Consider the following 24,358-nt stretch of genomic DNA (forward strand, 5'->3'; position numbering starts at 1 on the left):
CGTGGCTGACGCCGGTACCGAGCGCGGGGTGGCCCGGGTCGCCACCGCGACGACGCTGCTCGCCGGTGCCTCCGGCGCCGTCGACCTCTGGGCCGTCACGAGCCTCGGCGGCCCGTTCGCGGGCGTCGTCACGGGCAACCTCGTCACCGTCGGCGGCGCTGCCGGGCGGGGTGACGCGGCGGACCTGTGGCCGCCGTTGGTCGCGGTGCTCGGGTTCGCCCTCGGCGCGGCGGCCTGGGCCTTCGCCTGGCGTCGCCGGCCCGCCGCCGTCGCGCGGCCGCTGCTCGCCGAGCTCGTCCTGCTCGCCGCGCTCGCCGTCGCCTGGATCGTGACCGGGACGGCGCCGCAGGTGGCGACGATGATCGTGCTGCTGGGCGTCGCCGCGCTCGCGATGGGCGCGCAGAGCAGCACGGCGTTGCGGCTCGGGGAGTCGACGACCTACCTGACCGGCACGCTCACCGGGGCGACGGTCGCTCTCGTCACGGGCGGCTCGCGGCGCCGGGTGGCGGGGTTGCGTCAGCTCGTCGCGCTGGTCGTGGGGGCGACGGTGGCCGCGGTGCTGCTCGGCGTCCTGCGCTGGTCGGTGCCGGTGCTCGCCGTGCTCCTCGTGGTCGCGGCGCTCGCCGTGCTGGGACGGCCGGCGCACGTACCTCGCACAGCAGACCGCACACCCGGTTAGCCTCGCGGGTCGTGAGCGCCCCACCCGTGACCCTCGACCTGCTCGCCGACCCCGTCACGCTGACCGCGGCCCTCGTCGACGTGCCGAGCGTGTCCGGCGACGAGCGGGCCCTGGCCGACGCGGTCCAGGCGGCGCTGGCGGTCCAGGCGCCCCACCTCGAGATCCTGCGCTCCGGGGACGCGGTGCTGGCGCGCACGCGCCTGGGCCGGGCGCGGCGGGTGCTGCTGGCGGGGCACCTGGACACGGTGCCGATCGCCGACAACGTGCCGTCGCGGCGCGAGGGCGGGACGCTGTACGGCTGCGGGACGAGTGACATGAAGTCCGGGGTCGCGGTGATGACCCACCTCGCCGCCGCCGTCCGCGAGCCCGCGCACGACGTCACGCTCGTGCTCTACGACTGCGAGGAGATCGAGTCGGCGCGCAACGGGCTCGGCCGGCTCGAGCGCGAGCACCGCGACTGGCTCGACGCCGACCTCGCGCTGCTCGGCGAGCCCACGTCCGGGCAGGTCGAGGCGGGGTGCCAGGGCACGCTGCGGGTCGTCGTGAGGACCACCGGCCGGCGCGCGCACTCGGCGCGCTCGTGGCTGGGCGAGAACGCGATCCACGCTGCGGCCCCGGTGCTGGCCCGCCTGGCGGACTACACCGCGCGTGACGTCGACATCGACGGGTGCCGCTACCGCGAGGGCCTGCAGGCGGTCCGGATCGCGGGCGGCGTCGCCGGCAACGTCGTGCCCGACGCGTGCGAGGTGACGGTCAACTTCCGCTTCGCCCCCGACCGGTCGCTCGACGACGCCCGCGAGCACGTGGCCGGAGTGCTCGACGGCTTCGACCTCGTCGAGACCGACGCCGCCGCGGGCGCGCTGCCCGGCCTCGCCGCGCCGGCTGCGGCGGACTTCGTCGCGGCGACGGGGACGACGCCGGTGGCCAAGTACGGCTGGACCGACGTCGCCCGCTTCGCCGCGCTCGGCATTCCGGCGCTGAACTTCGGCCCCGGCGACCCGAACCTCGCGCACACCCGCGAGGAGTCGGTGCCGGTCGAGGCCGTCACCGCCGCGTGCGACGTCCTGCGCGGGTACCTGACCCGCGCCTGACCCTGCGCCGGAAGCGCGCGAAGGGCACCTTCAGCCGGATAGAGCGGCGAACGGTGCCTCTCGCCGGAACGGCGCGAGCGGGTCGCCCGCCGGGGACGGTCAGATCGCCGCGACCTCGCCGCGCCCGGCGACGATCTGCCGTGTGACGGTTGCGACGCGCTGGCCGGCGTACTGCGTGGCCTGGCGCGTGTCGTCCGAGATCGGGATCGAGCCCTGGCCGTCGACGTGCGACGGGCCGTAGGGGTTCCCGGTGGTGAACTGGATCGGGTCGGTGTAGCCCGGAGTCACGAGGATGCCGCCGAAGTGGTGGATCGTGTTGTAGAGCGCGAGCAGCGTCGACTCCTGGCCGCCGTGGGCGGTCGAGGTCGAGGTGAACCCGGAGTAGACCTTGTCGGCGAGCTGGCCCTGCGCCCACTGCGGGCCGAGGGTGTCGATGAACTGCTTGAGCTGCGCGGTGACGTTGCCGTAGCGCGTCGGCGTGCCGAACACGACGGCGTCGGCCCAGAGCACGTCGTCGGCCGTGGCCTCGGGGACGTCCTGCGTCGCCTCGGCGTGCTGCGCCCAGGCCTCGTTCGCGGCGATCGCCTCGGGCGGCGCCAGCTCGTGCACCTTGCGGATCCGGACCTCGGCACCTGCGTTCTCCAGGCCCTTCGCGTAGTCCTGGGCCATCGCGTGGATCGTGCCGGTGGAGCTGTAGTAGATGATCGCGACCTTCGGGGTGACCGTGGCCATGGGGAGCCTCCAGAGCAGTAGTTGTCGATTCAACTTCGGGTGCCACGCCCCGTCCCGTGCGAAACCGGAGCCGTCGTGCCGGCCGTCACCCCACGGACCGGCCCCGTTCGTGGGGTGCTCCTAGGCTCGTCGGCATGCTCCACGACGACCCGGCCGGCCGGGATGCCACGGCCCCGCGCCCGACCACCATCGACCGCCGCCGATCCGAGCACCGGGACCCGGCGCGCCTGTCGTCGACCACCGACCAGCGCCTGCTCGACTCCCGCGGGCCGGTCGACTGGGTGCACTCCGACGCCTGGCGCCTCCAGCGCATCCAGGCCGAGTTCGTCGAGGGCTTCAGCGTGCTCGCCGAGATCCCGCGGGCGGTGACGGTCTTCGGCTCCGCGCGCACGACGACCGACCACCCCGAGTACCTCCGCGGGGTCGAGCTGGGCGCGGCGCTGGCGCAGGCGGGCTATGCGGTGATCACCGGCGGGGGGCCGGGTGTCATGGAGGCGGCCAACCGCGGGGCCTCCGAAGCGGGTGGCCTGTCCGTCGGCCTGGGCATCGAGCTGCCGTTCGAGCAGGGTCTGAACCCCTGGGTCGACCTCGGCGTCGGGTTCCGCTACTTCTTCGCCCGCAAGACGATGTTCGTCAAGTACGCGCAGGCCTTCGTCTGCCTGCCGGGCGGCTTCGGCACGCTCGACGAGCTGTTCGAGGCGCTCGTGCTCGTGCAGACCGGCAAGGTCACCCGCTTCCCGGTCGTCCTGCTCGGACGCGACTACTGGGGCGGGCTGGTCGAGTGGCTCGCCGGCCCGGCGCTGGCCGCCGGCACCATCAGCCAGCGCGACGTCGACCTCATCCACCTCACCGACGACATCGACGAGGTCGTGACCATCGTCGAGGAGGGCTTCCGCGAGGCGGTGGGTTCTTGAGCGACGGGTCCGGGACGCTCGCCGTCTGCGTGTTCTGCGCCTCCGGGCCGGTACCCGAGGCTGCCGTCGCGCTCGCCGCCGAGGTCGGCACGGCGATCGCCGCGCGGGGCTGGAGCCTGGTCTCGGGCGGCGGGCGGGTGTCGATGATGGGCGCGGTGGCCCAGGCCGCGCGCGAGGGCGGCGCCCGCACCGTCGGCGTCATCCCCGAGGCCCTCGTGGCCCACGAGGTCGCCGACGACGAGGCCGACGACCTGGTGGTCGTCAGCGACATGCGCACCCGCAAGGGCGAGATGGACGCGCGCAGCGACGCGGTCCTCGCCCTGCCCGGCGGGCTCGGGACGCTCGAGGAGCTCTTCGAGGCGTGGACCTCGCGGTCGCTGCGGATGCACGACAAGCCCGTCGTCGTGCTCGATCCCGACGGCCACTACGACCCCCTGTTCGCCTGGCTCGACGGCCTGCGCGGCACCGGCTACGTCTCGGAGCGCGGCATGGCGGGCGTGGTGCGGACGAGCACGGTCGGCGACGCGCTCGACGCCCTCGGAGCCGTTCAGCGCACGTAGCGGACCAGCAGCGTGCTGTCGTCGACCAGCAGCGACGCGACCTCGAACGCCGCCGGGGGGCTCAGCGCCGCCGGGCCGGACGCCACCCGCGCCGCCCGGCCCGCCACGGCCAGCGGGGCGATGCTCAGCCGGATCTCGTCGACGAGGCCGCGGGCGAGCAGGCTGCCGACGAGCCCGGGCCCGCCCTCGCAGTCGATGCGCCGCAGGCCCGCGTCCGCGAGCTGCGCGACCGCGTCGGCGAGGTCCACCTCCTCCTCACCGGCCAGCACGACGTGGGCGCCCGCGTCCTGCCAGGCGCGCCGCCGGTCCTCGGGGGCGCTCGCGCAGGTGATCACGATCGAGGGGACTTCGACGTCGGTGACGCTCGTGGCGTCGGCGGGCAGCGACGCCCCCGACGTGACGAGGGCGAGCGGCGCGACGGGCGACAGCCCGTGGCGCTCGCGGCGCGCGGTGGTCGTGGCGTCGGGCCGCAGCCCCGGGTAGTCCTCGGCGACGGCCGTCCCCGCCCCGAGCAGGACCACGTCGGCCAGGTCGTGCCCGAGCGCGAACACCCGTCGGTCCGCCGGGGTGGACAGCCCGGCGGACGTCCCCTCGACCTCGATGCCGCCGTCGAGGGAGCTGACGAAGTTGACCGCGAGCCAGTGGTCCCTGTCCTCGTCGCCGGCCGGGTACGTGTAGAGCTCCTCGAGCGCGGCCTCGTCGAGATCCCGCGCGGGCAGCGGCCAGACCTGCTGCATCAGCTCATCCAGCGCTCGGCGCGGGACGGCGGCCGGTGCCCGGCGATGCTCGCCACCATCTCCAGCGTCTGGCGGGTCTCCTCCACCTGGTGCACCCGCACCATGGCCACCCCCGCCTGCGCGGCCAGGGCCGTGGCGGCGAGCGTGCCGGTCAGCCGGCCGTCGAGGGGCACGTCGAGCGTCTCGCCGACGACCCCCTTGTTCGACATCGCGAGCAGGACGGGCGTCCCGGTGGCGATGAGCCGCGGCAGGCCGCGCAGGACCTCGAGGCTCTGCAGGGTGTTCTTCCCGAAGTCGATGGTCGGGTCGAGCAGGATGCCCTCGGCGGGGACCCCGGCGGCGATCGCGCGCTCGGCGAGAGCCGTGGTGTCGTCGATGACCGAGGCGACGACGTCGGTGTAGGTGGGCCGCACCGGGTCGGTGCGCGGCGTCAGGCCTCCGGTGTGGGCGCACACGTACCCGGCCCCGTGGGTGGCGGTGGCGGCCAGGATCTCCGGATCCCAGCCCGCCCAGCTGTCGTTGACCAGGTCGGCGCCGGCGGCGAGGCACGCGTCGGCGACCTCGGCGCGGTAGGTGTCTATGCTGATCACGAGGTCGGGGAACCGCTCCCGGGCCCAGCGCAGGGTGGGCACCACCCGGTCGAGCTCCTCCGCGACGGAGACGTCCTGACCGGGGCTCGCGGGGACACCGCCGAGGTCCACGACGTCCGCGCCGGCGGCGACGGCGTCCTCGATGGCGGCCTGCGCCGCCTCCGGTGACCACGTGGCGCCGTTGTCGTAGAACGAATCCGGGGTGCGGTTGACGATCGCCATGATCAGGGCGCGGTCCCGGCTCAGACGCCGGCCGCGGATCACCATCTGCGTCGGTGCGGACGGCCCGGCCACGACGTTCACGACCCGGACACCGTCCCCACGCCGCGGGCCACGTCCCGGTGCTCGGTCACCATGCCGTCTTGATACACGATCTCCGCGACACGCTCAGGACCGTCGGTGAGGGACGCGACCGAGCACTGGTTCCCGCGGCGGACGTGGGCCCGCCCGACGTGGACCGCGGCGGAGCTCACCGCGGCCCGCGCCGGGCGGACGGTGTCGGTGGTCCTGCCGGCGCTCGACGAGGAGGCGACGGTGGGCGGAGTGGTCGCCGCGGTGCGGCCCCTGCTCGGCACGCTGGTCGACGAGATCGTCGTCGTCGACTCCGGGTCCACCGACGCCACCGCCGCCCGTGCCCGCGAGGCCGGCGCCCGCGTCGTCCGACGGGACGCCGTGCTGCCCGACGTCCCGGTCCGGCCGGGCAAGGGCGAGGTGCTGTGGCGCTCGCTCGCGGCCACGTCGGGCGACCTGGTCGTCTTCCTCGACTCCGACCTCGTCGACCTCGGCCCCGATTTCGTCGTGAACCTGCTCGGGCCGCTGCTCACCGTCGACGGCGTGGCGCTGGTCAAGGGCTTCTACCACCGGCCCCTGCGGCTTCCGTCCTCCGGGATGGCCGACACCGACGCGGCCCTCACCGGCGGCGGCCGGGTCACCGAGCTGACCGCCCGCCCCGCCCTCGCCGCGCTGCGCCCCGAGCTCGCCGGCGTCGTGCAGCCCCTCGGCGGGGAGTACGCCGCGACCCGCGAGCTGCTCGAGTCGCTGCCCTTCGCGGCGGGCTACGGCGTCGAGATCGGCCTGCTCCTCGACACCCACACCACGCGCGGGCTCGACGCGATCGCCCAGGTCGACCTCGGCGTGCGCAAGCACCGCCACCGCAGCCTGAGGGCCCTCGGCGCCACGGCCGCCGAGGTGCTCGACGCCGTGCTGCGCCGCTGCGTCCCCGGGCACCCGGGGGCGGACCCGCTGACGCAGTTCGTGCCCGTCGACGGCGACTGGCTGCCCGACGAGCAGGCCGTCGCCACCGCCGACCGCCCGCCGCTCGCGACACAGCGGGCCACCGGGAGCTGACGGAGAGCATCGGTCGGCACCCCTACGATCGAGGGTCATGGGCAGCGCGCTGGTGTACGTCATCGTGGTGGGCCTCGTGGCCGCCGCGGTCTACCTGCTGGCGGCCTTCGTCTTCGGCCGGGGTGAGGAGCTCGCCCCGATGCCGCCCGGCGCCACTCCCACGCGGCTGCCCGCCCGCGACCTCACCGCGGGCGACGTGCGCGACCTGCGCTTCCAGCAGGCCCTGCGCGGCTACAAGTGCAGCGAGGTCGACTGGGCGCTCGAGCGTCTCGCGGCCGAGGTCGACGCCCTGCGCGCCCGCATCGACGCCATGGAGGCCGACGGCGAGGCACCCCCGGCGACGCTCAACGGCCACGCCGAACCCGCGAGCGACCTGGCCGACCTGGCCGACCCGACACCCACCGACCCCACCGCGACGGGCCGGGACGCGCCCGGCCCGTCACAGGCCGCGGGGCAGGCTGCGGCAGCGGCTGCGTCACACGGGGCGTCGTCCGGTGCCGGGCGGGGAATGTCCGGCGTCGACGGCCCCGGACGCTGACGCGGGTCCCGACAGCACGCGGAAGGAACGCCGGATGGCGCGACGGGAGATCACGGTGTCGGTCGACGTCGACGCACCGGTCCAGACGGTGTGGGGCGAGGTCACCGACTGGGAGTCCCAGGGGGAGTGGATGCTCGGCACCGCCGTGAAGGTCACCCGCGGCGACGGCACGAGCGTCGGGTCGGAGCTCGCCGCGACCACCGGCGTCGGTCCCCTCGGGGTCACCGACACGATGGAGATCGTCGGCTGGGACCCGCCGCACCGGGCCACCGTCCGCCACACCGGCCGCGTCGTGCGCGGCAGCGGCGTGTTCACCGTCCTGGAGCGCCGCACCGACGACGGTCGCGAGGCGTCGACGTTCGTGTGGAGCGAGCAGCTCGACCTGCCGCTCGGCGCCCTCGGGGCGCTGGGCTGGCCGGTGGTCAAGCCGGCCTTCGCCTGGGGCGTCAAGCGCTCGCTCGACGTCCTGGCCCGCCGGTGCGAGGAGAGCTGGTCGCGGTGACGGGGCGGTGAGCGCCCCGGGGGATGCCGCGATCGTCGGTGACGACGGGATCGGCCGCTGCCCGTGGGGCGCGGGGAGCGAGCTGCTCGGCGAGTACCACGACCGCGAGTGGGGCCGCGTGCTCCACGGTCGCGACGCGCTCTACGAGCGGATCAGCCTCGAGGCGTTCCAGTCCGGCCTCTCGTGGTTGATCGTGCTGCGCAAGCGGCCCGCGTTCCGGGAGGCGTTCGCCGGGTTCGACCCCGAGGCCGTCGCCCGCTTCGACGGGACCGACACGGCACGCCTGCTGGCCGACGCGGGCATCGTCCGCAACCGCGCCAAGATCGAGGCGACGGTGGCGAACGCCCGCGCCGTGCTGGCCCTGGCCGACCGCGGGGAGGACCTCGACACCCTGCTCTGGTCGTTCGCCCCGCCCCCGCGGGAGCAGCCGCCGAGCGGGTTCGAGGACGTGCCCGCGACCACCCCCGCGTCGACCGCGATGGCGAAGGCGCTGCGGGCCCGCGGCTTCCGGTTCGTGGGCCCGACGACCTGCTACGCGCTCATGCAGGCGACCGGGATGGTCGACGACCACGTGGCCGGATGCTTCCGCGCGATCGGCGCACCGGGGGGCTGACCGGCCGCGTGACCGGGGCGGACACGCCCGGATGATCGCTCCGGTGTCGTGCCGGTCGGTCGCATGGTGAAGAATCGTCGCCTGTCACACGGCGCTCGCTCTCCGGACGCCCACGCGGGCGACGCGGGGAACGGGGACGACGCAGCTCGCGGAGGGAGCACGCTATGGCGGCCATGAAGCCCCGGACCGGAGACGGTCCCCTCGAGGTCACCAAGGAGGGGCGCGGCATCGTGATGCGCGTGCCGCTCGAAGGTGGGGGGCGCCTCGTCGTCGAGATGACGGCGGACGAGGCGGGCGACCTGCGGGAGGCTCTGACGGGCGTGGTCGGCTGAGCACCGCGACCGCCGGGCAGGACGCCGTGACCGGGGACGCGCCCTTCGCGTCCCCGGCGCTGCCCACCCCGCTCGCCACGCTGACCACCGCGGTGCCGGACGGCCCGGTCGCCGTCGTGCGGTGGCGCCGACGCGACGGCGCAGACAGCGCGGACGGCACCTCCGACGAGACGACCGAGACCGCCGCGAGCGCCACCGACGACGGGGGCGGGGCGGTCGAGGGCGCGCCCCCGGGCTGGCGCCCGTCGGCCGGCTCCGTCGCCGCACTCCCCGGCCCGGCCCCCGCGCAGTGGCTGGTGGGCGTCGGCGAGGGACGTCCCCGCGACTGGCGCGCCGCCGGGGCCGCCGCCGTGCGCGCGCTGCGGGACGCCCCGGGCGCGGCCGTGGGTGCCGGCGACGGCCCCCGCGTGGCCACCCTGGCCCCCGCGCGCCCCGAGGACCTCCCCGGGACCGCCGATGACTGGGCGTCGCTGGCGCTCGGCGTCGTCCTGGGCTCGCACCGGTTCGCGATCCGCTCCGAGGCCCCGGCCCGCCTGTCGGTCCACCTCGACGTGCCCGCCGAGCACCACGAGACGGTCGAGCGGGCCGTCGAGCTCGCCACGGCGACCGCCCGTGCCCGCGACCTCGCCGACACCCCGTCGGGCACCAAGTCGCCGGACTGGTTCGCCACGACCGCGACCGACCTCGTCGCCGACGCCCGGGGCCTCGAGGTGACGGTCCGCGACGAGACCTGGCTCGCCGAGCACGGGTTCGGCGGCGTCCTCGCCGTCGGCGGCGGCTCGTCGCGCCCGCCGCGCTTCCTCGAGCTGCGCTGGTCACCAGGCCAGGCCGCACCGGACGCGGGCCACGTCGTGCTCGTCGGCAAGGGCATCACGTTCGACACCGGCGGTATCTCGATCAAGCCGAACGCCGGGATGGCGGACATGCGCACCGACTGCTCCGGCGGCGCCGCCGTGGTCGCCGCGATGCGGGCGGTGGCGCGCCTGGGCGTGCCGGTCCGGGTCACCGGCCTCGTGCCGCTGGCCGAGAACCACGTGTCCGGCTCCGCCTACCGGCCCGGCGACGTCGTGCGGCACCGCGGGGGCACCACCTCGGAGGTCACCAACACCGACGCCGAGGGCCGGATGGTGCTCGCCGACGCGATCGCGTTCGCGCTCGAGGAGCTCGCGCCGGACGTCGTCGTCGACGTCGCCACCCTCACCGGGGCCATGAAGGTCGCGCTCGGCGTGCGCACCGGCGGGGTGTTCGCGAGCTCGCCCGACCTGCGCACCGCGATCGTCGACGCCGGCGCCGCCGTCGGCGAGGCGTGGTGGCCGATGCCGCTGTCGGCGCACCTGGACAGCGACGTCGACTCGACGATCGCCGACGTGCGCCAGGCCCCGCCCGGCCCCGGCGGCATCGCCGCGGCACTGTTCCTGCGCCGCTTCACCGACGGCCGCCCGTGGGTGCACCTCGACATCGCGGGCCCGGCACGCTGCGACTCCCCGCACGAGGAGGTCGCCAAGGGCGCCACGGGCTTCGCCACCCGGACGCTGGTCGAGTTCTGCGCGGCGAGGGGCCTCCGGCCCACGTGAGTGATCCGGGTCGTCCGGACGATCCGGATCACTCACATGGGCGGAGCCCTAGCGTCGCGCCGCGCAGAGCAGGCCCTCGGCCACCGGGAGCAGCAGCGGGACGAGGCGCTCGTCCTCGCGCACGGCCCGCACCGTCTCGCGCAGCGCGCCGGCGACGGCCTCGCGGCGCACCGGGTCGGCGACGCGGCCCTGCCACAGCACGTCGTCGAGCACGACCACCCCACCCGGGCGGAGCAGGCGCAGCGAGGCCTCGAGGTCGCGGGGGAAGTCGGTGGTGACGCCGTCGACCACGACGAGGTCGTACCCGCCGTCGGAGAGCTTCGGCAGCACCTGCCGCGACGACCCGGTGATCATCCGCACCCGCCCCGGCCCGAAGCCCGCCTCGGCGCACGCCGCCCGGGCCCTTGCCTGCCGGCCGCCGTCGGTGTCGATGCTCGTGAGCAGGCCGTCGGAGGGCATCCCGCGCAGCAGGGCCACGGTGCCGACGCCGAGCCCGGTGCCGATCTCCACGACGGCGCGCGCCCGCGTCGACGTCGCGAGGAAGGTCAGCGCGGCCGCCGTGGCCGGCGCGACGGCGACGACGCCCTCGGCCACCGACTGCTCGCGCAGGCCGGCGAGCAGGGGGTCCTCGGCGAGGAAGGCCTCGGCGCGCTCGCCGACCCGGGAGCCCGCGCGGACGGCCGCGGCCGTCGGGGTCTCGCCGGCACCGTCGCCGTCGGTCGCCGTACCGTGCGCCGCGGGGCTGTCACGCCGGACCGCCCGCAGCGCGCGGGGCGTGCCGCGCACGCCTCCACCGCGCCCCCCGGGGCGCCCCGTCGCCATCCGAGCAGGCTAGATCGTCCGGGCGGCGCCGACGGCGTGCCGCGCCGACTCGCCGCTCACCCGGTCGGGCCCGGGTGTGACGAGCCCGCAGGATCCTCAGCCGTCTCTCAGCACGACCTCACGTCCGTGACATGACGGACCGCCATGGTGGTACCAGGTCGCCGGCACCCCCGACCGGCCGGCCGACAGACTCACGCAGGACGAGCCGAGGAGCACGCACCCCGATGCCCGACCGCCCCGCCACCGCGGTCCTCGACCGCCCCGTCGAGACCGTCACCGACGTCGAGTCGGCCTCCGACCGCGCCGGCGAGGGTGAGGTCTGGGTGCCGCCGACGTGGGACGACGTCGTGCGCCAGCACGCCGACCGCGTGTACCGGCTGGCCTTCCGCCTCACCGGCGACGCCCACGACGCCGAGGACCTCACGCAGGAGACGTTCATCCGCGTCTTCCGCTCGCTCGCCGGCTACAAGCCCGGGACCTTCGAGGGCTGGCTGCACCGCATCACCACCAACCTCTTCCTCGACATGGTGCGCCGCCGCGCCCGCCTGCGGATGGAGGGACTGCCCGAGGACACCGACCGCCTCCCCGGCGGCGACCCGAGCCCCGAGCAGGTCTGGACCGACGCCCACCTCGACCCCGATCTGCAGGCCGCGCTCGACGCCCTGGCGCCCGAGTTCCGCGCCGCCGTGGTCCTCTGTGACGTCGAAGGACTCTCGTACGAGGAGATCGCGGCGACGCTGGGTGTCAAACTGGGGACCGTGAGGAGTCGCATCCACCGCGGGCGCCAGGCGCTGCGCGCCTCGCTCGAGTCCCGCGCCGCCGAGCGCGTCGCCGCCGTCCCCGTCGGGGGCCCCGCATGATCTCGGGGCGCTCCGGGTGGTCCGGCTGGTCGGAGCGGTTCACCGAATCCGGGCACCTCGCGCTCGACGCCGTCGTCGCCTTCGTCGACGAGGAGCTCCCTCCCGGCCCGGCGCACCGCGCGGCCGCGCACGTGGACCGCTGCCTGAGCTGCGCCGCCGAGGTCGCCGCCCAGCGGCAGGCCCGGCGCCGGGTGCGGGCCGCGGGCGACCCGTGCGTGCCGAGCTCCCTGTTCAGCACCCTGTGCTCGATCCCGGACGCCGCACCGCTGCCCGGCGCGCCCGCAGGTCTCGCCGTGGCCGCGGACGGCACGCTCGTCGTGCCCGCCCAGCCCGGACGCACCGCCGACACCCCGGACACCGCGGACGTCACCGGCGGCGCGCCCAGGAACGGGCGGTCCCGCTGGGGTCGCCGACGCGCGCTCGGTCTGCCCGTCGCCGTGAGCTCCGGCGTCGTCGTCGGCGCCGCGGCCCTCGCGGCGTTCGCCGGCCCCGCCGTCGTCGCGGGCACCGCGCCGGCCGCGCCCGGCAGCGTCGCGCCGCGGGTCACGCCCACGGCGGCGGCCGCTCAGCTCGCGGCTCGAGACACCACCGGGGACTCCGCCCGCGACGCCGGTCCTCACGAGGGCCCGTCGCGCCCGGCGTCCGCACCGCGCGGCCCCGGCGCGCCCTGACCCGTTCCCCCGGCGGCTGACCGGCCCTTCACCGCACCGGTCGCACGCTGTGACGGTGTCGACGCAGGCCGCGCCCCGAGGCTCTACGGTGGTGGGGCGATGAGCACCACCCTTGAGCCCGGGACCCTCCCCGCCCACCGCTCGGGCCGCAGCGGCGGCGTCGTCCGATTTGTCCGGATCACGGGGGCGAGCCGATGAGCGGCCCCACGGAACCCCGCGGCGGGGCGGCGCCGCACACCGAGTCGGGTGCCGACGCCCCGACGAACGGCCACGCCCCGAACGGCCACGCCGCGAACGGCCACCCGTCACCGCCCACGAACGGCCACACGGGCAACGGCTCGGGCAACGGCCACCCGGGCAACGGCCACGGCTCGGGCAACGGCCACGGCTCGGGCAACGGGCACCGCTCCGCCCCGGGGGAGCGCGAGCTGGCGGCGGTGTTCGGCCGCCCCGAGGGCGTCCAGGGCGCATTCGGGCCCGGCACCGGCGCCCACGGCCATCCGGGATCCCGTCCGTCCGGACGTCACGAGCCGCCGGCCCCGGCGCTGGTCTCCGCGTTCGGGCGCCCCGGCACGAGCGACACGTCCGCGCCGTCGCTGCAGCGCCCCGACCGTCCCGCCGACGCGGACGCCGACCGCCCCGACGACTTCTGGGACGACACGTCGCCCGCCGACCCCTGGCGCAACCCGGACGCCGCCGCCGAGCTCGGCGGACCGGCGCTGGGCGAGTCGCACGGGAGCACGGCCGAGCGGCCCGTCGGCGCCCGCCTGTCCGCCCGCGAGCTGATCCTCGGCCGCCGCGTGCAGCCCACGGCCCTGGCGCTGCTCGCCGTCGTCGCGCTGGTGCTCGGCGGGGTGGGGGGCGTGGTCGGCTGGGCGGTCGCGGGCGGTGCCGACCGTCTCGTCGACCCGGGCGCCTCGCTGACCCCGGTCTCGCCGGGGCGCGAGCGTCCGCCGGGCTCGGTCGCCGACGTGGCCGGCCGGGTCGCGCCCGCCGTGGTGTCCCTCGAGCTCCAGGCCGGGTCGAGCGGCGGCACCGGGTCGGGCGTCGTGCTCAGCCCCGACGGCTACATCGTTACCAACAACCACGTCGTCGAGCTCGCGGCCACCGACCCGCGCGCCACCCTCGAGGCCGTCTTCGCCTCGGGGCTGCGGGCGCCGGCGCGGGTCGTCGGTCGCGACCCGCAGACCGACGTCGCCGTCGTCAAGGTCGAGCTGGCCAACCCCGTGGTCGCGCAGCTCGGACGCTCGTCGGACCTGCAGGTGGGCGACGGCGTCATCGCGATCGGGTCACCGCTCGGCCTCGCCGGCACGGTCACGGAGGGCATCGTGAGCTCGGTCGACCGGCCGGTGCGCCTCGACGCCGAGTCGGCCGACGCCAATCCCGTCATCGACGCCATCCAGACCGACGCGGCGATCAACCCGGGCAACTCCGGCGGCGCGCTCGTCGACACCTCGGGGGCCGTCGTCGGCATCAACACCGCGATCCGCACCCTGGGGGGCGGCGAGGGCGGGTCGATCGGGCTCGGGTTCGCCATCCCGATCGACGACGTCCGCGTCATCGCCGAGTCGATCATCCGCACCGGCGGCTACACCCACAGCGACCTCGGGGTGAACGCGAAGTCGGTCACGGACGGCGCCTCGGACGGCGCGCAGGTGCTCAACGTGCGCCAGGGTGGACCCGCGTCGCGCGCCGGGCTACTGGAGGGCGACGTGGTCCTGCGGGTCGACGACCGACCGATCGCGTCGGCCGACGAGCTCGTCGTGGCCGTGCGGGAGCACCCGCCGGGCCAGGCGGTCACCCTCGGCGTCGTGCGGCAGGGCCGTCCACTGACGCTGCAGGTCACGCTCTAGGGGACGGGATGTTCGACAACATCGGCTGGCCCGAGCTGCTCGTCCTCGCCCTCGTCGGCCTGTTCGTCCTCGGGCCCGAGCGGCTCCCCGCCGCGGCGGCCTGGGTCGCGAACACCGTGCGGACGGTCCGCGACTACGCCACCGGCGCCCGCGACCAGCTGCGCTCCGAGCTCGGTCCCGAGTTCGAGGACCTGCGCAAGCCCCTCGAGGACCTGCGCTCGGTACGTGACCTCAACCCCCGCCGGGCCGTGCGCCAGCACCTGTTCACCGACCCGCCCGTCGACGGCACCTGGAGCGGCTCGAGTGCGCCGGGCGTGCCGGCCGGCCCTTCCGCGCCGGACGTCCCGCCGGCCGCGGCCGCTGCTCCGGTGGCCCGTCGCGACGCGGACCGTCCCCTCGGGCCGGGCGAGATCGCCCCGCTGGACCCCGACGCGACCTGACGGGCCGTGACGGGGTTGCCTGCGGGGCCTCGTGTCGCTCCTCACGGGGGTGAGCCGGGAGCCGACCGGGGTTCCGCTGTTAGCGTCGATCAGCGTGATCGTGCGTCAGGGCGAGCCGATGCGCCGGCGGGTCCTCGAGGCGGCCAGCCGCCTCGACAGCGACCCGCGGCTGCTCGCGGCCGTCGAGTGGACGCGCTCGTGGCTCCCGGGTGACCCGTTCTACGGCGACCCGCTCTCGACCGGCGACGACGCGGTCGGCCGCGTGGCCGCCCAGCTCGCCCCGCTGGCCGCGACGCGCCCCAGCGTGCTGCGGGAGGTCGGTCTCACGGCGCTGCAGCTCTGGCAGGCCCACGCCGGGGTCGAGGAGCGTCCGGACGGCGACGACGTCGTCGTGCTGTTCACCGATCTCGCCGGCTTCTCGGACTGGACGCTCGAGGTCGGCGACGACCTCGCCGTGACCGCCCTGCGACGGGTCGGCGCGGCCGTCGAGCCGTTGGTGCGCCGGCGGGGACGGGTGGTCAAGCGCCTCGGCGACGGGCTGATGGCCGTCCACCCGACCGTGGAGGACGCCGTCGAGGTGGCGCTCGCGGCCCGCGACGCCGTCGAGGAGCTGGACGTCGAGGGCCACCGCCTGCACCTGCGTGCCGGCGTGCACGTCGGGCGCCCCCAGCAGCTCGGCGGCGACTACTACGGGCGCGATGTCAACATCGCGGCCCGGATCACGGACGCGGCGGGCGCCGGCGAGGTGTGCGTCTCGAGCCCGACCCGGGCGCTCCTGGACGGCTCCTACGCGACGTTCCCGCTGAGCCGCCGCCGGGGCAAGGGCGTGCCCCCGGACATCACCCCGTGGCGGGTCGGCCGCCGGCCCGCGGGGCCTCCTGGCTGAGCGGGTTCGCCCGCATCCCGCCGGAGGGGTCGAGCCGCCCGAGGATGGCGGCGGTGACACATGCCAGGGACTCGACGCCGTCGCAGTCCAGCGCGTCGAAGATGAGCCGGCGGACCTCGGCGGCGTGGCCGGGGGCGGTCTCGCGCACCTTCTCCATGCCGGCGTCGGTGAGCCGCGCGACGGTGACCCGGCCGCTCTCCGGCGAGGGCTCGCGGATCACCCAGCCCTGCTGCTCGAGCCGCGCGACCACGTGCGAGAGGCGCGAGAGCGACGAGTTGACCGTGGCCGCGAGCGCGCTCATCGGTAGCGTCCGCCCCGGCGTCTCCGAGAGCATGGCCAGCGTCAGGTAGGAGAACTGTGTCAGGCCGGCGTCACGCTGGAGCTGGGCGTCGAGCGCCGCGGGCAGCAGCGTCATCACCGCCGCCGTGCGTCGCCACGCCCGCTGCTCGTCGTCGTCCAGCCAGGGCCCGTCGGTCATGGGGCCCACATTACTTGATGCTTCAACTCTTCGCAGGTAGTGTTCGGAGTTGAAGGATCAACCACCGACTGGGAGCGTGCTGCCATGGACCCGTTCGCCACCGCCCACCCGGGAGCGGCGTTCGACGCCTTCGAGCCGGGCGCCCGTGAGCGCGCCGCCGGTCGCACGCCGTGGACGCCCCAGGACGGACCGCTGCCCGCGCTCTACCTCAGCCACGGCGCCCCGCCGCTGTTCGACGACGCGGAGTGGATGACGCGCCTCGGGGAGTGGGCCGACCGTCTGCCGACGCCGAAGGCGATCCTCATCGTGTCGGCGCACTGGGAGTCCGCGCCGCTGACGCTCACGAGCGCCGAGGCGAACACGCCGCTGGTGTACGACTTCGGCGGCTTCGCCGAGCGCTTCTACCGGATGACCTACGCGACGCCGGACGCCTCCGCGCTCGCCGCCCGCGTCGCCGCCACGCTGCCCGACGGCCGGCCGGCACACGCGTCGCGCCGGGGGCTGGACCACGGCGCCTGGGTGCCGCTCAAGGTCATGTACCCGCTCGGCGACGTGCCCGTCCTGCAGATGAGCATGCCGACCGAGGACCCGGACCGCCTGCTCGCGATCGGCGCCCGGCTGCGCGAACTGCGCAGCGAGGGCGTGCTCGTCATCGGGTCGGGGTTCATGACCCACGGGCTGCCGTTCCTGTCCCGCGAGATGCTCGCCGGGAAGGACACCCCGGGCTGGACGGGCGACTTCGACGCCTGGGCCGCCGAGGCCCTCGACCGCGGCGACCTCGAGACGCTGCACCGCTTCCGCGAGGCCCCGGGCATGCCCTACGCGCACCCGACGGCCGAGCACTTCGTGCCGCTGTTCGTCACCCTCGGCGCGGCCACCGACCCCGAGGCCCCGGTGACCACGACGATCGACGGGACCATGTGGGGCCTGTCCCGCCGGTCGCTGCAGGTGGCCTGACGGTCACGGGAAAGGGGCTGGTGCGCGCCGGCCGCGCCGGGGCATCCTGGCGCGGTCCGGGGTGAACGTCCCCGGGGACGAGTTCGAGGAGTGAACGCCATGGCGGCCCGCACGGGCGCCATGAGAGGCGCCGTCCGACGCACCGCCTGGTGACGCCGACCGGCTCGCGCTGAGTGCTGCGCACCAGGGTTCCTGACCGCCGTCACGCGACGGCGGCTGCTCGAAGGGTCCCCTCCGTGCTCCCTGCATCACCCTCCTCGATCTCGACCCTGTCCCGCTACGGCTGGGACGACGCGTGGGAGCAGCTCGCTCTCGCGCACGACGGTGCCGGCCGGCTGCCGGGCCGCATCGCCCGCGTCGACCGCGGACGCGTCGACGTCCTCACCGACGGGGGCCGTGTGCGCGCCCGCTGCCCCGTCCCGCCCGCGGTGGGCGACTGGGTGCTCGTCGATCCCGGCGGCGATCCGGGCGGTGGTCCCGGCAGCGATCCCGGCCGGGCCCCGTCCGTGGCCGCCGTCCTGCCCCGTCGCACCGCCCTGGTGCGCGCCACCGTCTCGGGACGCTCCGAGGCCCAGGTGCTCGCGGCCAACGTCGACACCGTGCTCGTCACCGTGCCGTGCGAGGCCGGCGGGCGCACCGGTCGCGTGGAGCGACTGCTCGCCCTGGCCTGGGAGAGCGGGGCGACGCCGGTGGTCGTGCTGACCAAGACCGACCGGCTCGACGCGGTCGCCGACGCCGTCGCCGAGCTCGCCCTCTCGGCGCCCGGCGTCGAGGTCCTGGCCGTCAGCGCCGTGACCGGCGACGGCCTGGACGACGTGGCGGCGGCTGCGCGCGGCACCACGGTGCTCGTCGGCCCCTCGGGGGCCGGCAAGTCGACACTCGCCAACGCCCTGCTCGGCGAGGAGGCCCTGGCCGTCGGGGAGGTCCGCGCCTCCGACGGCAAGGGCCGCCACACGACGGTGCACCGGCAGCTCGTGCCCTTCGACGGCGGCGTCCTGGTCGACACGCCGGGCCTGCGGGCCGTGGGACTCGTCGACGCCGCCGAGGGCATCGACAAGGCGTTCACCGACGTCGTCGAGCTCGCCGACGGCTGCCGCTTCGCCGACTGCGCGCACGACCGCGAGCCCGGGTGCGCGGTGCGCGCGGCCGTGGAGCTCGGCACCCTGCCGGAACGCCGGTGGGAGGCCTACCGCAAGCTCCTGCGCGAGGACGAGTGGGCGGCGGCGCGCACCGACGCCCGGCTCGCCGCCGAACGTCGGGGCCGGTCGAAGACGATCACCAAGGCCCAGCGCGCCGCCTACCGCCGGCGCGGTCGCTGAGGGCGCGCGAGACGAACGAACGGCGCTTACGCTGCCTCGGAAGCAGCGAAAGCGCCGTTCGTTCGTCCAGGGCGGGCGGCAACCGGCCGTATCGAAGCGCCCGGTCGGCGGACTACCGCCCCGCGGGCGAGATGTTCAGCGACATCCCCGCGAGCCCGCGGGAGCGCACCGACAGCTTCTCGGCGACGGCGCGCAGGGCGGCGCCGGCGGGTGACTCGGGCTGGGTGAGCACCAGCGGCATGCCGGCGTCGCCGCCCTCGCGCAGGCGCGTGTCGATCGGGATCTGGCCCAGCAGCGGGACGTTGCCGCCGACGGACTTGGCCAGCGAGTCGGCCACCTTCTGGCCGCCGCCGGAGCCGAAGAGGTCCATGCGGGACCCGTCGGGCATGTCCATCCAGGACATGTTCTCGACGACGCCCGCGAGGCGCTGGCGGGTCTGCAGCGAGATCGCGCCGGCGCGCTCGGCGACCTCGGAGGCCGCCTGCTGCGGCGTGGTGACGACGAGCAGCTCGGCGCTCGGGATCAGCTGCGCGACGGAGATCGCGATGTCGCCGGTGCCCGGGGGCAGGTCGAGCAGCAGGATGTCGAGGTCGCCCCAGAACACGTCGGCGAGGAACTGCTGCAGCGCGCGGTGCAGCATCGGGCCACGCCACACCACGGGGGTGTTGCCCGGGGTGAACATGCCGATCGAGATGACCTTCACGCCGTGGCTCTGCGGCGGGAGGATCATGTCGTCGACCTTGGTGGGCCGCTCCTCGGTGCCGAGCATGCGCGGCACGGAGTGCCCGTAGATGTCCGCGTCGACCACGCCGACGGACAGGCCGCGGTCCGCCATGGCGGCCGCCAGGTTCACCGTCACCGACGACTTGCCGACGCCGCCCTTGCCCGACGCCACGGCGTAGACGCGCGTCAGCGAGCCCGGCTGGGCGAACGGGATGACCGGCTCGTCGGCGTCGCCGCGCACCGTCTTGCGGACCTCGCGGCGCTGCTCGTCGTTCATGACGTCGAGCTCGACCGACACCGCGGTGACACCGGAGACCGCCGACACCGCCGTGGTCACCCGCGAGGTGATGGTGTCCTTCATCGGGCAGCCGGCGACGGTCAGGTAGACAGCCACCTCGACCTTGCCGTGGTCGAGGACACGGATGTCCTTGACCATGCCCAGCTCGGTGATCGGCTTGTGGATCTCGGGATCCTCGACGCCGGCCAGTGCGGCCCGGATCGCGTCGACGGACGGTGCTTCGGCCATCGGACCCTTCTCGACTTCTCGGACGTGGGGGTCCCGGGGGAGTGCCCTGCGTCGGGACCGGGGGCGGAGGCTGCGTCGGGCTCTCTCGAGCGCGCCCAGCCCCCGTCGGCTCACCGCCATGCTACGTGCCGGTCCGGTTCGCGCTGTCCGGGCCGGGCGCGTCCCACGTCACCCCCGGGTCACCGCTGAAGTCAGCGGCCGTTGCTGTGCGGTCCGCCGTCGGTGCTCGAGGCCCGTTCTGACGTCCGCTCCAGAGCCCGGACGAGCGCCTGCTCGACGACGGCGCCCAGCTGCCGGTCGACGGCCCGGTCGACGGCCTTCGTGACCGCCTTCTCCAGGGCCTTGTCGCTCCTGCCGCCGCGGTCGTCGCGCCCGTCCCGGCCGCCGCGCACCTGCTCGAGCTCGCCGCGCAGGTAGTCGCGGGTGACGACCTCGCCGAGCTGCAGGCGCATCGACGCCAGCTCGCGGGCCAGGTACTCGGTCTCGGCGGAGAGCCGGCCCGCCCGCGTGCGGTCCTCCTCGAGGGAGACGCGGTCGCGGTCGTCCTGGCGGTTCTGCGCCAGCAGGATCAGCGGCGCGGCGTACGCGGCCTGGGTGGAGAACGCGAGGTTGAGCAGGATGAAGGGGTAGGGGTCCCACTGCAGGCTGATCGCGAAGACGTTCAGCGTGATCCAGATCAGCACGATCACCGACTGCCACAGCAGGAACGTCCCGGTGCCCAGGAACCGGGCGAGGCGCTCCGCGACCTTGGCGAACCACTCCGCGTCCACGCCGAGGCGCAGGCGGCGCGTGCCGGCGGGCTGGTCGAGGCGCCGGCGGGTGCTGGGCTCAGGCATGGCCGCCACCCCGCGCGGCCGGTTCCGGGTCGGGGTGCGAGCGCCAGTCCTCGGGGAGCAGGTGGTCGAGGACGTCGTCGACGGTCACCGCCCCGACGAGGTGTCCCGCCTCGTCGATGACGGGGCCGCAGACGAGGTTGTACGTCGCGAAGTACCGGGTCACCTCGGCCAGCGACGCCTCGGGCCCCAGCCGGGTGAGCTCGGAGTCGAGCACGCCCGCCACCAGGTCCGACGGGGCCTCGCGCAGCAGTCGCTGGGCGTGCACGCAGCCCAGGTAGCGGCCGGTGGGGGTGGCCGACGGCGGCCGGGCGACGAACACCATCGAGGCCAGCGCCGGGGTGATGTCGGGGTTGCGGACGTGGGCGAGCGCCTCCGCGATCGTCGCCCCGGGCGCGAGGACGATCGGCTCCGGCGTCATGAGCCCGCCCGCGGTGTTCGACGAGTACGTCAGCAGGCGGCGGACCGGCTCGGACTCCTCGGGCTCCATGAGGCCGAGGAGCTCCTCGGACTCGGCGCCGGGCAGGTCGGCGAGCAGGTCGGCGGCGTCGTCGGGGTCCATCTCCTCGAGGACGTCGGCGGCGCGGTCGGTGGTGAGGTGGCGCAGGAGGTCCTGCTGCTCGGAGGACGGCAGCTCCTCGAGCACGTCGGCCAGCCGGTCGTCGCCGAGCCCGTCCGCGACGTCGTGGCGGCGCCGCTGCGGGAGGTCCATCAGTGCGTGGGCGATGTCCGCGGGGCGCATGTCCTCGAACGTGGCCAGCAGCTGCTCGGTGCCCTGCCCGGACTCCGAGAGCGACAGGCCCGAGACGGCGGCCCAGGGCAGCACCTGCACCGGGCCCCGCCGTCCGAGCCGTCCGACGAGCTCGCGCACCGCCAGGCGCGTGACCAGCCAGTCGCGGCTGCGCTGGTGCTCCATGAGGACGTCGACGACCTGGGCATCGGCGTCGTGGTCGACCACGCGCACCCGGGCGTCGAGCATCTCGCCGACGACGAGCACCTCGTTGGGGCGCTGGGCGAACGCGCGGAGGTTGACCTGCCCGGTGGCCAGCGTGACCGCGGCGGCGTCGACGGCGGTGACCCGCAGCATCGGCACGAAGATGCGGCGCCGCGAGCCGACGCCGACCACCAGCCCGAGCACGCGCGGCGGCCGCGGACCCACGGCCACCGCGCACACCGCGTCGCGCACACGGCCGATCCGTTCGCCGTCCGGTCCGAGGACGGGTAGCCCGACCATGCGGGCGACGAACACCCTGCTCATGGCGGTAGTCACCGGAGCAGGCTAACGGTCGGGACCTGCGGCGGGCTGTATCGAGTCGGATCCGCGCACGGGTGAGAGGGTCGCCACCTCGGCCGATGCTGCGCCGTGGCGCGTGTCAGCATCGGCCGCCAGTCACGTGGACATGGAGGTCAGCTACTCGTGAGTGTCGAGAACCGCCCCCGCCGGTCGTGTCTGGCGGTGCCCGGGTCGAGCCAGAAGTTCATCGACAAGGCCCGGACGCTGCCCGCCGACCAGATCTTCCTGGACCTCGAGGACGCCTGCGCCCCGCTGGCGAAGCCCGAGGCCCGCAAGACGATCGTGGCCGCGCTGAACGAGGGCGGCTGGGAGGGCAAGACGCGCGTCGTGCGCGTCAACGACTGGACCACCGAGTGGACCTACCGCGACGTCACCGAGGTCGTGGAGGGCGCCGGGGCCAACCTCGACGCGATCATGCTGCCGAAGGTGCAGAACGCCGAGCAGGTCCACGCGCTGGACTTCCTGCTCACCCAGATCGAGAAGACCATGGGCTACGAGGTCGGCAGGATCGGCATCGAGGCCCAGATCGAGAACGCGATGGGCCTGACCAACGTCAACGCCATCGCCGCCGCCTCGCCGCGCAACGAGACCATCATCTTCGGCCCGGCCGACTTCATGGCCTCGATCAACATGAAGTCGCTGGTGGTCGGCGAGCAGCCCCCCGGCTACGACGTGGGCGACGCCTACCACTACATCCTCATGCAGATCCTCATGGCGGCCCGCGCCTACGACCTGCAGGCGATCGACGGCCCGTACCTGCAGATCCGCGACGTCGACGGCTTCCGCCGCGTCGCGGGCCGGTCGGCCGCGCTGGGCTTCGACGGCAAGTGGGTGCTGCACCCCGGCCAGATCGACGCCGCCAACGAGGTCTTCTCGCCCGACCAGGACGACTACGACCACGCCGAGAACATCCTCGACGCCTACGAGTACTTCACCTCCGAGGCCGGCGGGAAGAAGGGCTCGGCGATGATCGGCGACGAGATGATCGACGAGGCCTCCCGCAAGATGGCCCTCGTCATCGCGGGCAAGGGCCGCGCCGCCGGGATGACCCGCGGCGAGCGCTGGACGCCGCCGGAGTCGTGAGCCGTCGCCCGCTTCTTCGCGCGAAGGGCACCTTCAGCCGGACAGAGCGGCGAGAGGCGCCCTTCGCCGGAACGGATCGACGGCATACTGGCCGGTAACCACTCACGAGCAGGAGCACGACGCATGGCACGCCTCGCCCAGACCGCCGGTCTCACCGATGTGCAGCAGGAGATCCTGTCGACCGTCCGCGACTTCGTGGACAAGGAGATCATCCCGCACGCGCAGCAGCTCGAGCACGAGGACGTCTACCCGCAGGACATCGTCGACGGGATGAAGGAGATGGGCCTGTTCGGGCTCATGATCCCGGAGGAGTACGACGGTCTGGGCGAGTCGCTGCTGACCTACGCGCTCGTCGTCGAGCAGATCGCCCGCGGGTGGATGAGCGTCTCGGGCGTCATCAACACCCACTTCATCGTCGCCTACATGCTGCGCCAGCACGGCACCGCCGAGCAGAAGGCGCACTACCTGCCGAAGATGGCGACCGGCGAGATCACCGGCTCGTTCTCGATGTCCGAGCCCGACCTCGGCTCCGACGTCGCCGCGATCAAGACCAGCGCGAAGGTCGACGGGGACGACTACGTCGTCAACGGCGCGAAGATGTGGCTGACCAACGGTGGCTCGTCGAACCTCACCGCGGTGCTGGTCAAGACCGACGAGGGCGCCGAGAAGCCCTACCAGAACCTGACGACGCTGCTGGTCGACAAGCCCCGCGGTTTCGGGAAGGTCGCCGAGGGGCTCTCGATCCCCGGCAAGATCGACAAGATGGGCTACAAGGGCGTCGACACCACCGAGATGGTGTTCGACGGCCACCGCATCCCGCAGAGCCAGGTGCTGGGCAACGCGCCCGGCAAGGGCTTCGCGCAGATGATGGACGGCGTCGAGGTCGGCCGCGTCAACGTCGCCGCCCGCGCCTGCGGCATCGCGATCCGCGCCTTCGAGCTCGGCATCGAGTACGCCCAGCAGCGCTCCACCTTCGGCAAGCCGATCGCCCAGCACCAGGCCATCGCCTTCAAGCTCGCCGAGATGGCCACCAAGGTCGAGGCCGCGCACCACATGATGGTCAACGCCGCCAGCCTCAAGGACCGCGGCGAGCGCAACGACGTCGAGGCCGGGATGGCCAAGATGCTCGCCTCCGAGTACTGCAAGGAGGTCACCGAGGAGTCGTTCCGCATCCACGGCGGCTACGGCTACTCGAAGGAGTACGAGATCGAGCGCCTCATGCGCGAGGCGCCGTTCCTGCTCATCGGCGAGGGCACCTCGGAGATCCAGAAGACGATCATCAGCCGCGGCCTGCTCAAGGACTACAAGCTGCGCTGATCACCCCGCTGGACCGATCGGCGGTACCGTTTCGTGTCACAACGCACCCGGCCCGGGCACTCCCGGGCCGGGTGGTCCGTTGACGGG

At 74.9% G+C, this 24,358-nt stretch carries 26 protein-coding genes and 1 pseudogene; 19 read left to right on the forward strand and 8 right to left on the reverse strand.

The window, feature by feature from the left end; genetic code table 11:
• The first annotated feature begins 1 nt into the window (after window position 1).
• Both PH189_RS07720 and dapE read left to right on the forward strand, forming a co-directional pair.
• A complete protein-coding gene (locus PH189_RS07720) occupies window positions 2-679 on the forward strand; it encodes a DUF1275 family protein (RefSeq protein WP_274188183.1) in 678 nt (225 codons plus the stop codon).
• An 11-nt stretch (window positions 680-690) separates the two neighbouring features.
• The gene (gene dapE / locus PH189_RS07725) at window positions 691-1,770 is read left to right on the forward strand and encodes a succinyl-diaminopimelate desuccinylase (RefSeq protein ID WP_274188184.1); all 1,080 of its coding nucleotides are present in this window, start codon (window positions 691-693) and stop codon (window positions 1,768-1,770) included.
• Window positions 1,771-1,869: 99 nt separating this feature from the next.
• Here dapE and wrbA read toward each other — a convergent pair whose 3' ends face one another.
• Entirely contained in the window at window positions 1,870-2,502 is a 633-nt protein-coding gene (gene wrbA, locus PH189_RS07730) for an NAD(P)H:quinone oxidoreductase (RefSeq protein ID WP_274188185.1), read from the reverse strand.
• A gap of 134 nt (window positions 2,503-2,636) precedes the next feature.
• On the opposite strand from wrbA, the gene PH189_RS07735 reads away from it, so the two are divergent.
• Window positions 2,637-3,416, forward strand: a complete 780-nt coding sequence (locus PH189_RS07735; RefSeq protein WP_274188186.1) for an LOG family protein — start codon at window positions 2,637-2,639, stop codon at window positions 3,414-3,416.
• On the forward strand, window positions 3,413-3,976 hold the full coding sequence (locus PH189_RS07740; RefSeq protein ID WP_274188187.1) for an LOG family protein: 564 nt from the start codon (window positions 3,413-3,415) through the stop codon (window positions 3,974-3,976). The genes PH189_RS07735 and PH189_RS07740 overlap by 4 nt, the downstream gene beginning before the upstream one ends.
• Here PH189_RS07740 and PH189_RS07745 read toward each other — a convergent pair.
• A complete protein-coding gene (locus PH189_RS07745) occupies window positions 3,964-4,713 on the reverse strand; it encodes a dihydrofolate reductase family protein (RefSeq protein ID WP_274188188.1) in 750 nt (249 codons plus the stop codon). The two genes, PH189_RS07740 and PH189_RS07745, sit on opposite strands and share 13 nt — an antisense overlap.
• Window positions 4,713-5,570, reverse strand: coding sequence for a dihydropteroate synthase (gene folP, locus PH189_RS07750; protein ID WP_274188360.1), 858 nt, complete (start codon window positions 5,568-5,570; stop codon window positions 4,713-4,715). Before folP ends, PH189_RS07745 begins: the two co-directional genes overlap by 1 nt.
• Window positions 5,571-5,702: 132 nt before the next feature.
• On the opposite strand from folP, the gene PH189_RS07755 reads away from it, so the two are divergent.
• The 6 genes and pseudogenes from PH189_RS07755 to PH189_RS07780 all read left to right on the forward strand — a co-directional run bounded on the left by PH189_RS07755 (window position 5,703) and on the right by PH189_RS07780 (window position 10,209).
• The gene (locus PH189_RS07755) at window positions 5,703-6,650 is read left to right on the forward strand and encodes a glucosyl-3-phosphoglycerate synthase (RefSeq protein WP_274188189.1); all 948 of its coding nucleotides are present in this window, start codon (window positions 5,703-5,705) and stop codon (window positions 6,648-6,650) included.
• 37 nt (window positions 6,651-6,687) lie between these two features.
• Window positions 6,688-6,969: pseudogene (locus tag PH189_RS07760) on the forward strand (DivIVA domain-containing protein); the annotation flags it as partial.
• A gap of 253 nt (window positions 6,970-7,222) precedes the next feature.
• On the forward strand, window positions 7,223-7,690 hold the full coding sequence (locus tag PH189_RS07765) for an SRPBCC family protein (RefSeq protein ID WP_274188190.1): 468 nt from the start codon (window positions 7,223-7,225) through the stop codon (window positions 7,688-7,690).
• A 7-nt stretch (window positions 7,691-7,697) separates the two neighbouring features.
• On the forward strand, window positions 7,698-8,303 hold the full coding sequence (locus PH189_RS07770) for a DNA-3-methyladenine glycosylase I (protein WP_274188191.1): 606 nt from the start codon (window positions 7,698-7,700) through the stop codon (window positions 8,301-8,303).
• A 164-nt stretch (window positions 8,304-8,467) separates the two neighbouring features.
• Entirely contained in the window at window positions 8,468-8,635 is a 168-nt protein-coding gene (locus PH189_RS07775; protein ID WP_274188192.1) for a DUF3117 domain-containing protein, read from the forward strand.
• A gap of 26 nt (window positions 8,636-8,661) precedes the next feature.
• The gene (locus PH189_RS07780; RefSeq protein ID WP_274188193.1) at window positions 8,662-10,209 is read left to right on the forward strand and encodes a leucyl aminopeptidase family protein; all 1,548 of its coding nucleotides are present in this window, start codon (window positions 8,662-8,664) and stop codon (window positions 10,207-10,209) included.
• A 48-nt stretch (window positions 10,210-10,257) separates the two neighbouring features.
• Here the strand turns inward: PH189_RS07780 and PH189_RS07785 are convergent, their stop codons facing one another.
• Window positions 10,258-11,031, reverse strand: a complete 774-nt coding sequence (locus PH189_RS07785) for an O-methyltransferase (RefSeq protein ID WP_274188194.1) — start codon at window positions 11,029-11,031, stop codon at window positions 10,258-10,260.
• A 224-nt stretch (window positions 11,032-11,255) separates the two neighbouring features.
• Between PH189_RS07785 and sigE the strand changes: the two genes are divergently transcribed.
• The 5 genes from sigE to PH189_RS07810 all read left to right on the forward strand — a co-directional run bounded on the left by sigE (window position 11,256) and on the right by PH189_RS07810 (window position 15,741).
• Window positions 11,256-11,891, forward strand: coding sequence for an RNA polymerase sigma factor SigE (gene sigE / locus PH189_RS07790; protein WP_274188195.1), 636 nt, complete (start codon window positions 11,256-11,258; stop codon window positions 11,889-11,891).
• Window positions 11,888-12,562 (forward strand): hypothetical protein, encoded by a 675-nt coding sequence (locus tag PH189_RS07795; RefSeq protein ID WP_274188196.1) that lies wholly within the window; start codon window positions 11,888-11,890, stop codon window positions 12,560-12,562. Before sigE ends, PH189_RS07795 begins: the two co-directional genes overlap by 4 nt.
• Before the next feature lie 194 nt (window positions 12,563-12,756).
• The gene (locus PH189_RS07800) at window positions 12,757-14,415 is read left to right on the forward strand and encodes a S1C family serine protease (protein ID WP_274188197.1); all 1,659 of its coding nucleotides are present in this window, start codon (window positions 12,757-12,759) and stop codon (window positions 14,413-14,415) included.
• An 8-nt stretch (window positions 14,416-14,423) separates the two neighbouring features.
• Complete coding sequence (gene tatB / locus PH189_RS07805) at window positions 14,424-14,855, forward strand: Sec-independent protein translocase protein TatB (protein ID WP_274188198.1); 432 nt, start codon at window positions 14,424-14,426, stop codon at window positions 14,853-14,855.
• A 94-nt stretch (window positions 14,856-14,949) separates the two neighbouring features.
• The gene (locus PH189_RS07810) at window positions 14,950-15,741 is read left to right on the forward strand and encodes an adenylate/guanylate cyclase domain-containing protein (RefSeq protein ID WP_274188199.1); all 792 of its coding nucleotides are present in this window, start codon (window positions 14,950-14,952) and stop codon (window positions 15,739-15,741) included.
• Here PH189_RS07810 and PH189_RS07815 read toward each other — a convergent pair.
• On the reverse strand, window positions 15,695-16,219 hold the full coding sequence (locus PH189_RS07815; protein WP_274188200.1) for a MarR family winged helix-turn-helix transcriptional regulator: 525 nt from the start codon (window positions 16,217-16,219) through the stop codon (window positions 15,695-15,697). The two genes, PH189_RS07810 and PH189_RS07815, sit on opposite strands and share 47 nt — an antisense overlap.
• A gap of 84 nt (window positions 16,220-16,303) precedes the next feature.
• Between PH189_RS07815 and PH189_RS07820 the strand changes: the two genes are divergently transcribed.
• Window positions 16,304-17,176 (forward strand): dioxygenase family protein, encoded by an 873-nt coding sequence (locus PH189_RS07820; protein WP_274188201.1) that lies wholly within the window; start codon window positions 16,304-16,306, stop codon window positions 17,174-17,176.
• A 236-nt stretch (window positions 17,177-17,412) separates the two neighbouring features.
• Window positions 17,413-18,495, forward strand: coding sequence for a ribosome small subunit-dependent GTPase A (rsgA, locus tag PH189_RS07825; protein ID WP_274188202.1), 1,083 nt, complete (start codon window positions 17,413-17,415; stop codon window positions 18,493-18,495).
• Window positions 18,496-18,607: 112 nt separating this feature from the next.
• Here rsgA and PH189_RS07830 read toward each other — a convergent pair whose 3' ends face one another.
• The 3 genes from PH189_RS07830 to PH189_RS07840 all read right to left on the reverse strand — a co-directional run bounded on the left by PH189_RS07830 (window position 18,608) and on the right by PH189_RS07840 (window position 21,835).
• Entirely contained in the window at window positions 18,608-19,744 is a 1,137-nt protein-coding gene (locus PH189_RS07830) for an Mrp/NBP35 family ATP-binding protein (protein WP_274188203.1), read from the reverse strand.
• A gap of 191 nt (window positions 19,745-19,935) precedes the next feature.
• A complete protein-coding gene (locus tag PH189_RS07835; RefSeq protein ID WP_378014930.1) occupies window positions 19,936-20,580 on the reverse strand; it encodes a DUF1003 domain-containing protein in 645 nt (214 codons plus the stop codon).
• Window positions 20,573-21,835 carry a magnesium transporter MgtE N-terminal domain-containing protein gene (locus PH189_RS07840; RefSeq protein WP_274188361.1) on the reverse strand — a complete coding sequence of 421 codons (1,263 nt, stop codon included), beginning with the start codon at window positions 21,833-21,835 and terminating at the stop codon, window positions 20,573-20,575. Before PH189_RS07840 ends, PH189_RS07835 begins: the two co-directional genes overlap by 8 nt.
• A gap of 159 nt (window positions 21,836-21,994) precedes the next feature.
• Here PH189_RS07840 and PH189_RS07845 point away from each other — a divergent pair, with 159 nt between their 5' ends.
• Together PH189_RS07845 and PH189_RS07850 are read left to right on the forward strand one after the other, a co-directional pair.
• Window positions 21,995-22,954 (forward strand): HpcH/HpaI aldolase/citrate lyase family protein, encoded by a 960-nt coding sequence (locus tag PH189_RS07845; protein WP_274188204.1) that lies wholly within the window; start codon window positions 21,995-21,997, stop codon window positions 22,952-22,954.
• Window positions 22,955-23,077: 123 nt separating this feature from the next.
• Complete coding sequence (locus PH189_RS07850) at window positions 23,078-24,271, forward strand: acyl-CoA dehydrogenase family protein (RefSeq protein ID WP_274188205.1); 1,194 nt, start codon at window positions 23,078-23,080, stop codon at window positions 24,269-24,271.
• Window positions 24,272-24,358 lie beyond the last annotated feature (87 nt).

The organism is Actinomycetospora chibensis (assembly GCF_028737215.1).
In the GTDB taxonomy this organism is placed as follows: Bacteria; Actinomycetota; Actinomycetes; order Mycobacteriales; family Pseudonocardiaceae; genus Actinomycetospora; species Actinomycetospora chibensis.

Bases quoted from the DNA above. Each gene is read 5' to 3' on its own strand.
- PH189_RS07795 (WP_274188196.1), top strand. From the start codon at position 11,888: ATGATCTCGGGGCGCTCCGGGTGGTCCGGCTGGTCGGAGCGGTTCACC.
- PH189_RS07785 (WP_274188194.1), bottom strand. From the start codon at position 11,031: ATGGCGACGGGGCGCCCCGGGGGGCGCGGTGGAGGCGTGCGCGGCACG.
- PH189_RS07775 (WP_274188192.1), top strand. From the start codon at position 8,468: ATGGCGGCCATGAAGCCCCGGACCGGAGACGGTCCCCTCGAGGTCACC.
- PH189_RS07815 (WP_274188200.1), bottom strand. From the start codon at position 16,219: ATGACCGACGGGCCCTGGCTGGACGACGACGAGCAGCGGGCGTGGCGA.
- PH189_RS07800 (WP_274188197.1), top strand. From the start codon at position 12,757: ATGAGCGGCCCCACGGAACCCCGCGGCGGGGCGGCGCCGCACACCGAG.
- PH189_RS07840 (WP_274188361.1), bottom strand. From the start codon at position 21,835: ATGAGCAGGGTGTTCGTCGCCCGCATGGTCGGGCTACCCGTCCTCGGA.
- folP (WP_274188360.1), bottom strand. From the start codon at position 5,570: ATGGTGATCCGCGGCCGGCGTCTGAGCCGGGACCGCGCCCTGATCATG.
- sigE (WP_274188195.1), top strand. From the start codon at position 11,256: ATGCCCGACCGCCCCGCCACCGCGGTCCTCGACCGCCCCGTCGAGACC.
- PH189_RS07765 (WP_274188190.1), top strand. From the start codon at position 7,223: ATGGCGCGACGGGAGATCACGGTGTCGGTCGACGTCGACGCACCGGTC.
- PH189_RS07830 (WP_274188203.1), bottom strand. From the start codon at position 19,744: ATGGCCGAAGCACCGTCCGTCGACGCGATCCGGGCCGCACTGGCCGGC.
- wrbA (WP_274188185.1), bottom strand. From the start codon at position 2,502: ATGGCCACGGTCACCCCGAAGGTCGCGATCATCTACTACAGCTCCACC.
- PH189_RS07835 (WP_378014930.1), bottom strand. From the start codon at position 20,580: ATGCCTGAGCCCAGCACCCGCCGGCGCCTCGACCAGCCCGCCGGCACG.
- PH189_RS07735 (WP_274188186.1), top strand. From the start codon at position 2,637: ATGCTCCACGACGACCCGGCCGGCCGGGATGCCACGGCCCCGCGCCCG.
- PH189_RS07820 (WP_274188201.1), top strand. From the start codon at position 16,304: ATGGACCCGTTCGCCACCGCCCACCCGGGAGCGGCGTTCGACGCCTTC.
- PH189_RS07745 (WP_274188188.1), bottom strand. From the start codon at position 4,713: ATGCAGCAGGTCTGGCCGCTGCCCGCGCGGGATCTCGACGAGGCCGCG.
- PH189_RS07850 (WP_274188205.1), top strand. From the start codon at position 23,078: ATGGCACGCCTCGCCCAGACCGCCGGTCTCACCGATGTGCAGCAGGAG.
- tatB (WP_274188198.1), top strand. From the start codon at position 14,424: ATGTTCGACAACATCGGCTGGCCCGAGCTGCTCGTCCTCGCCCTCGTC.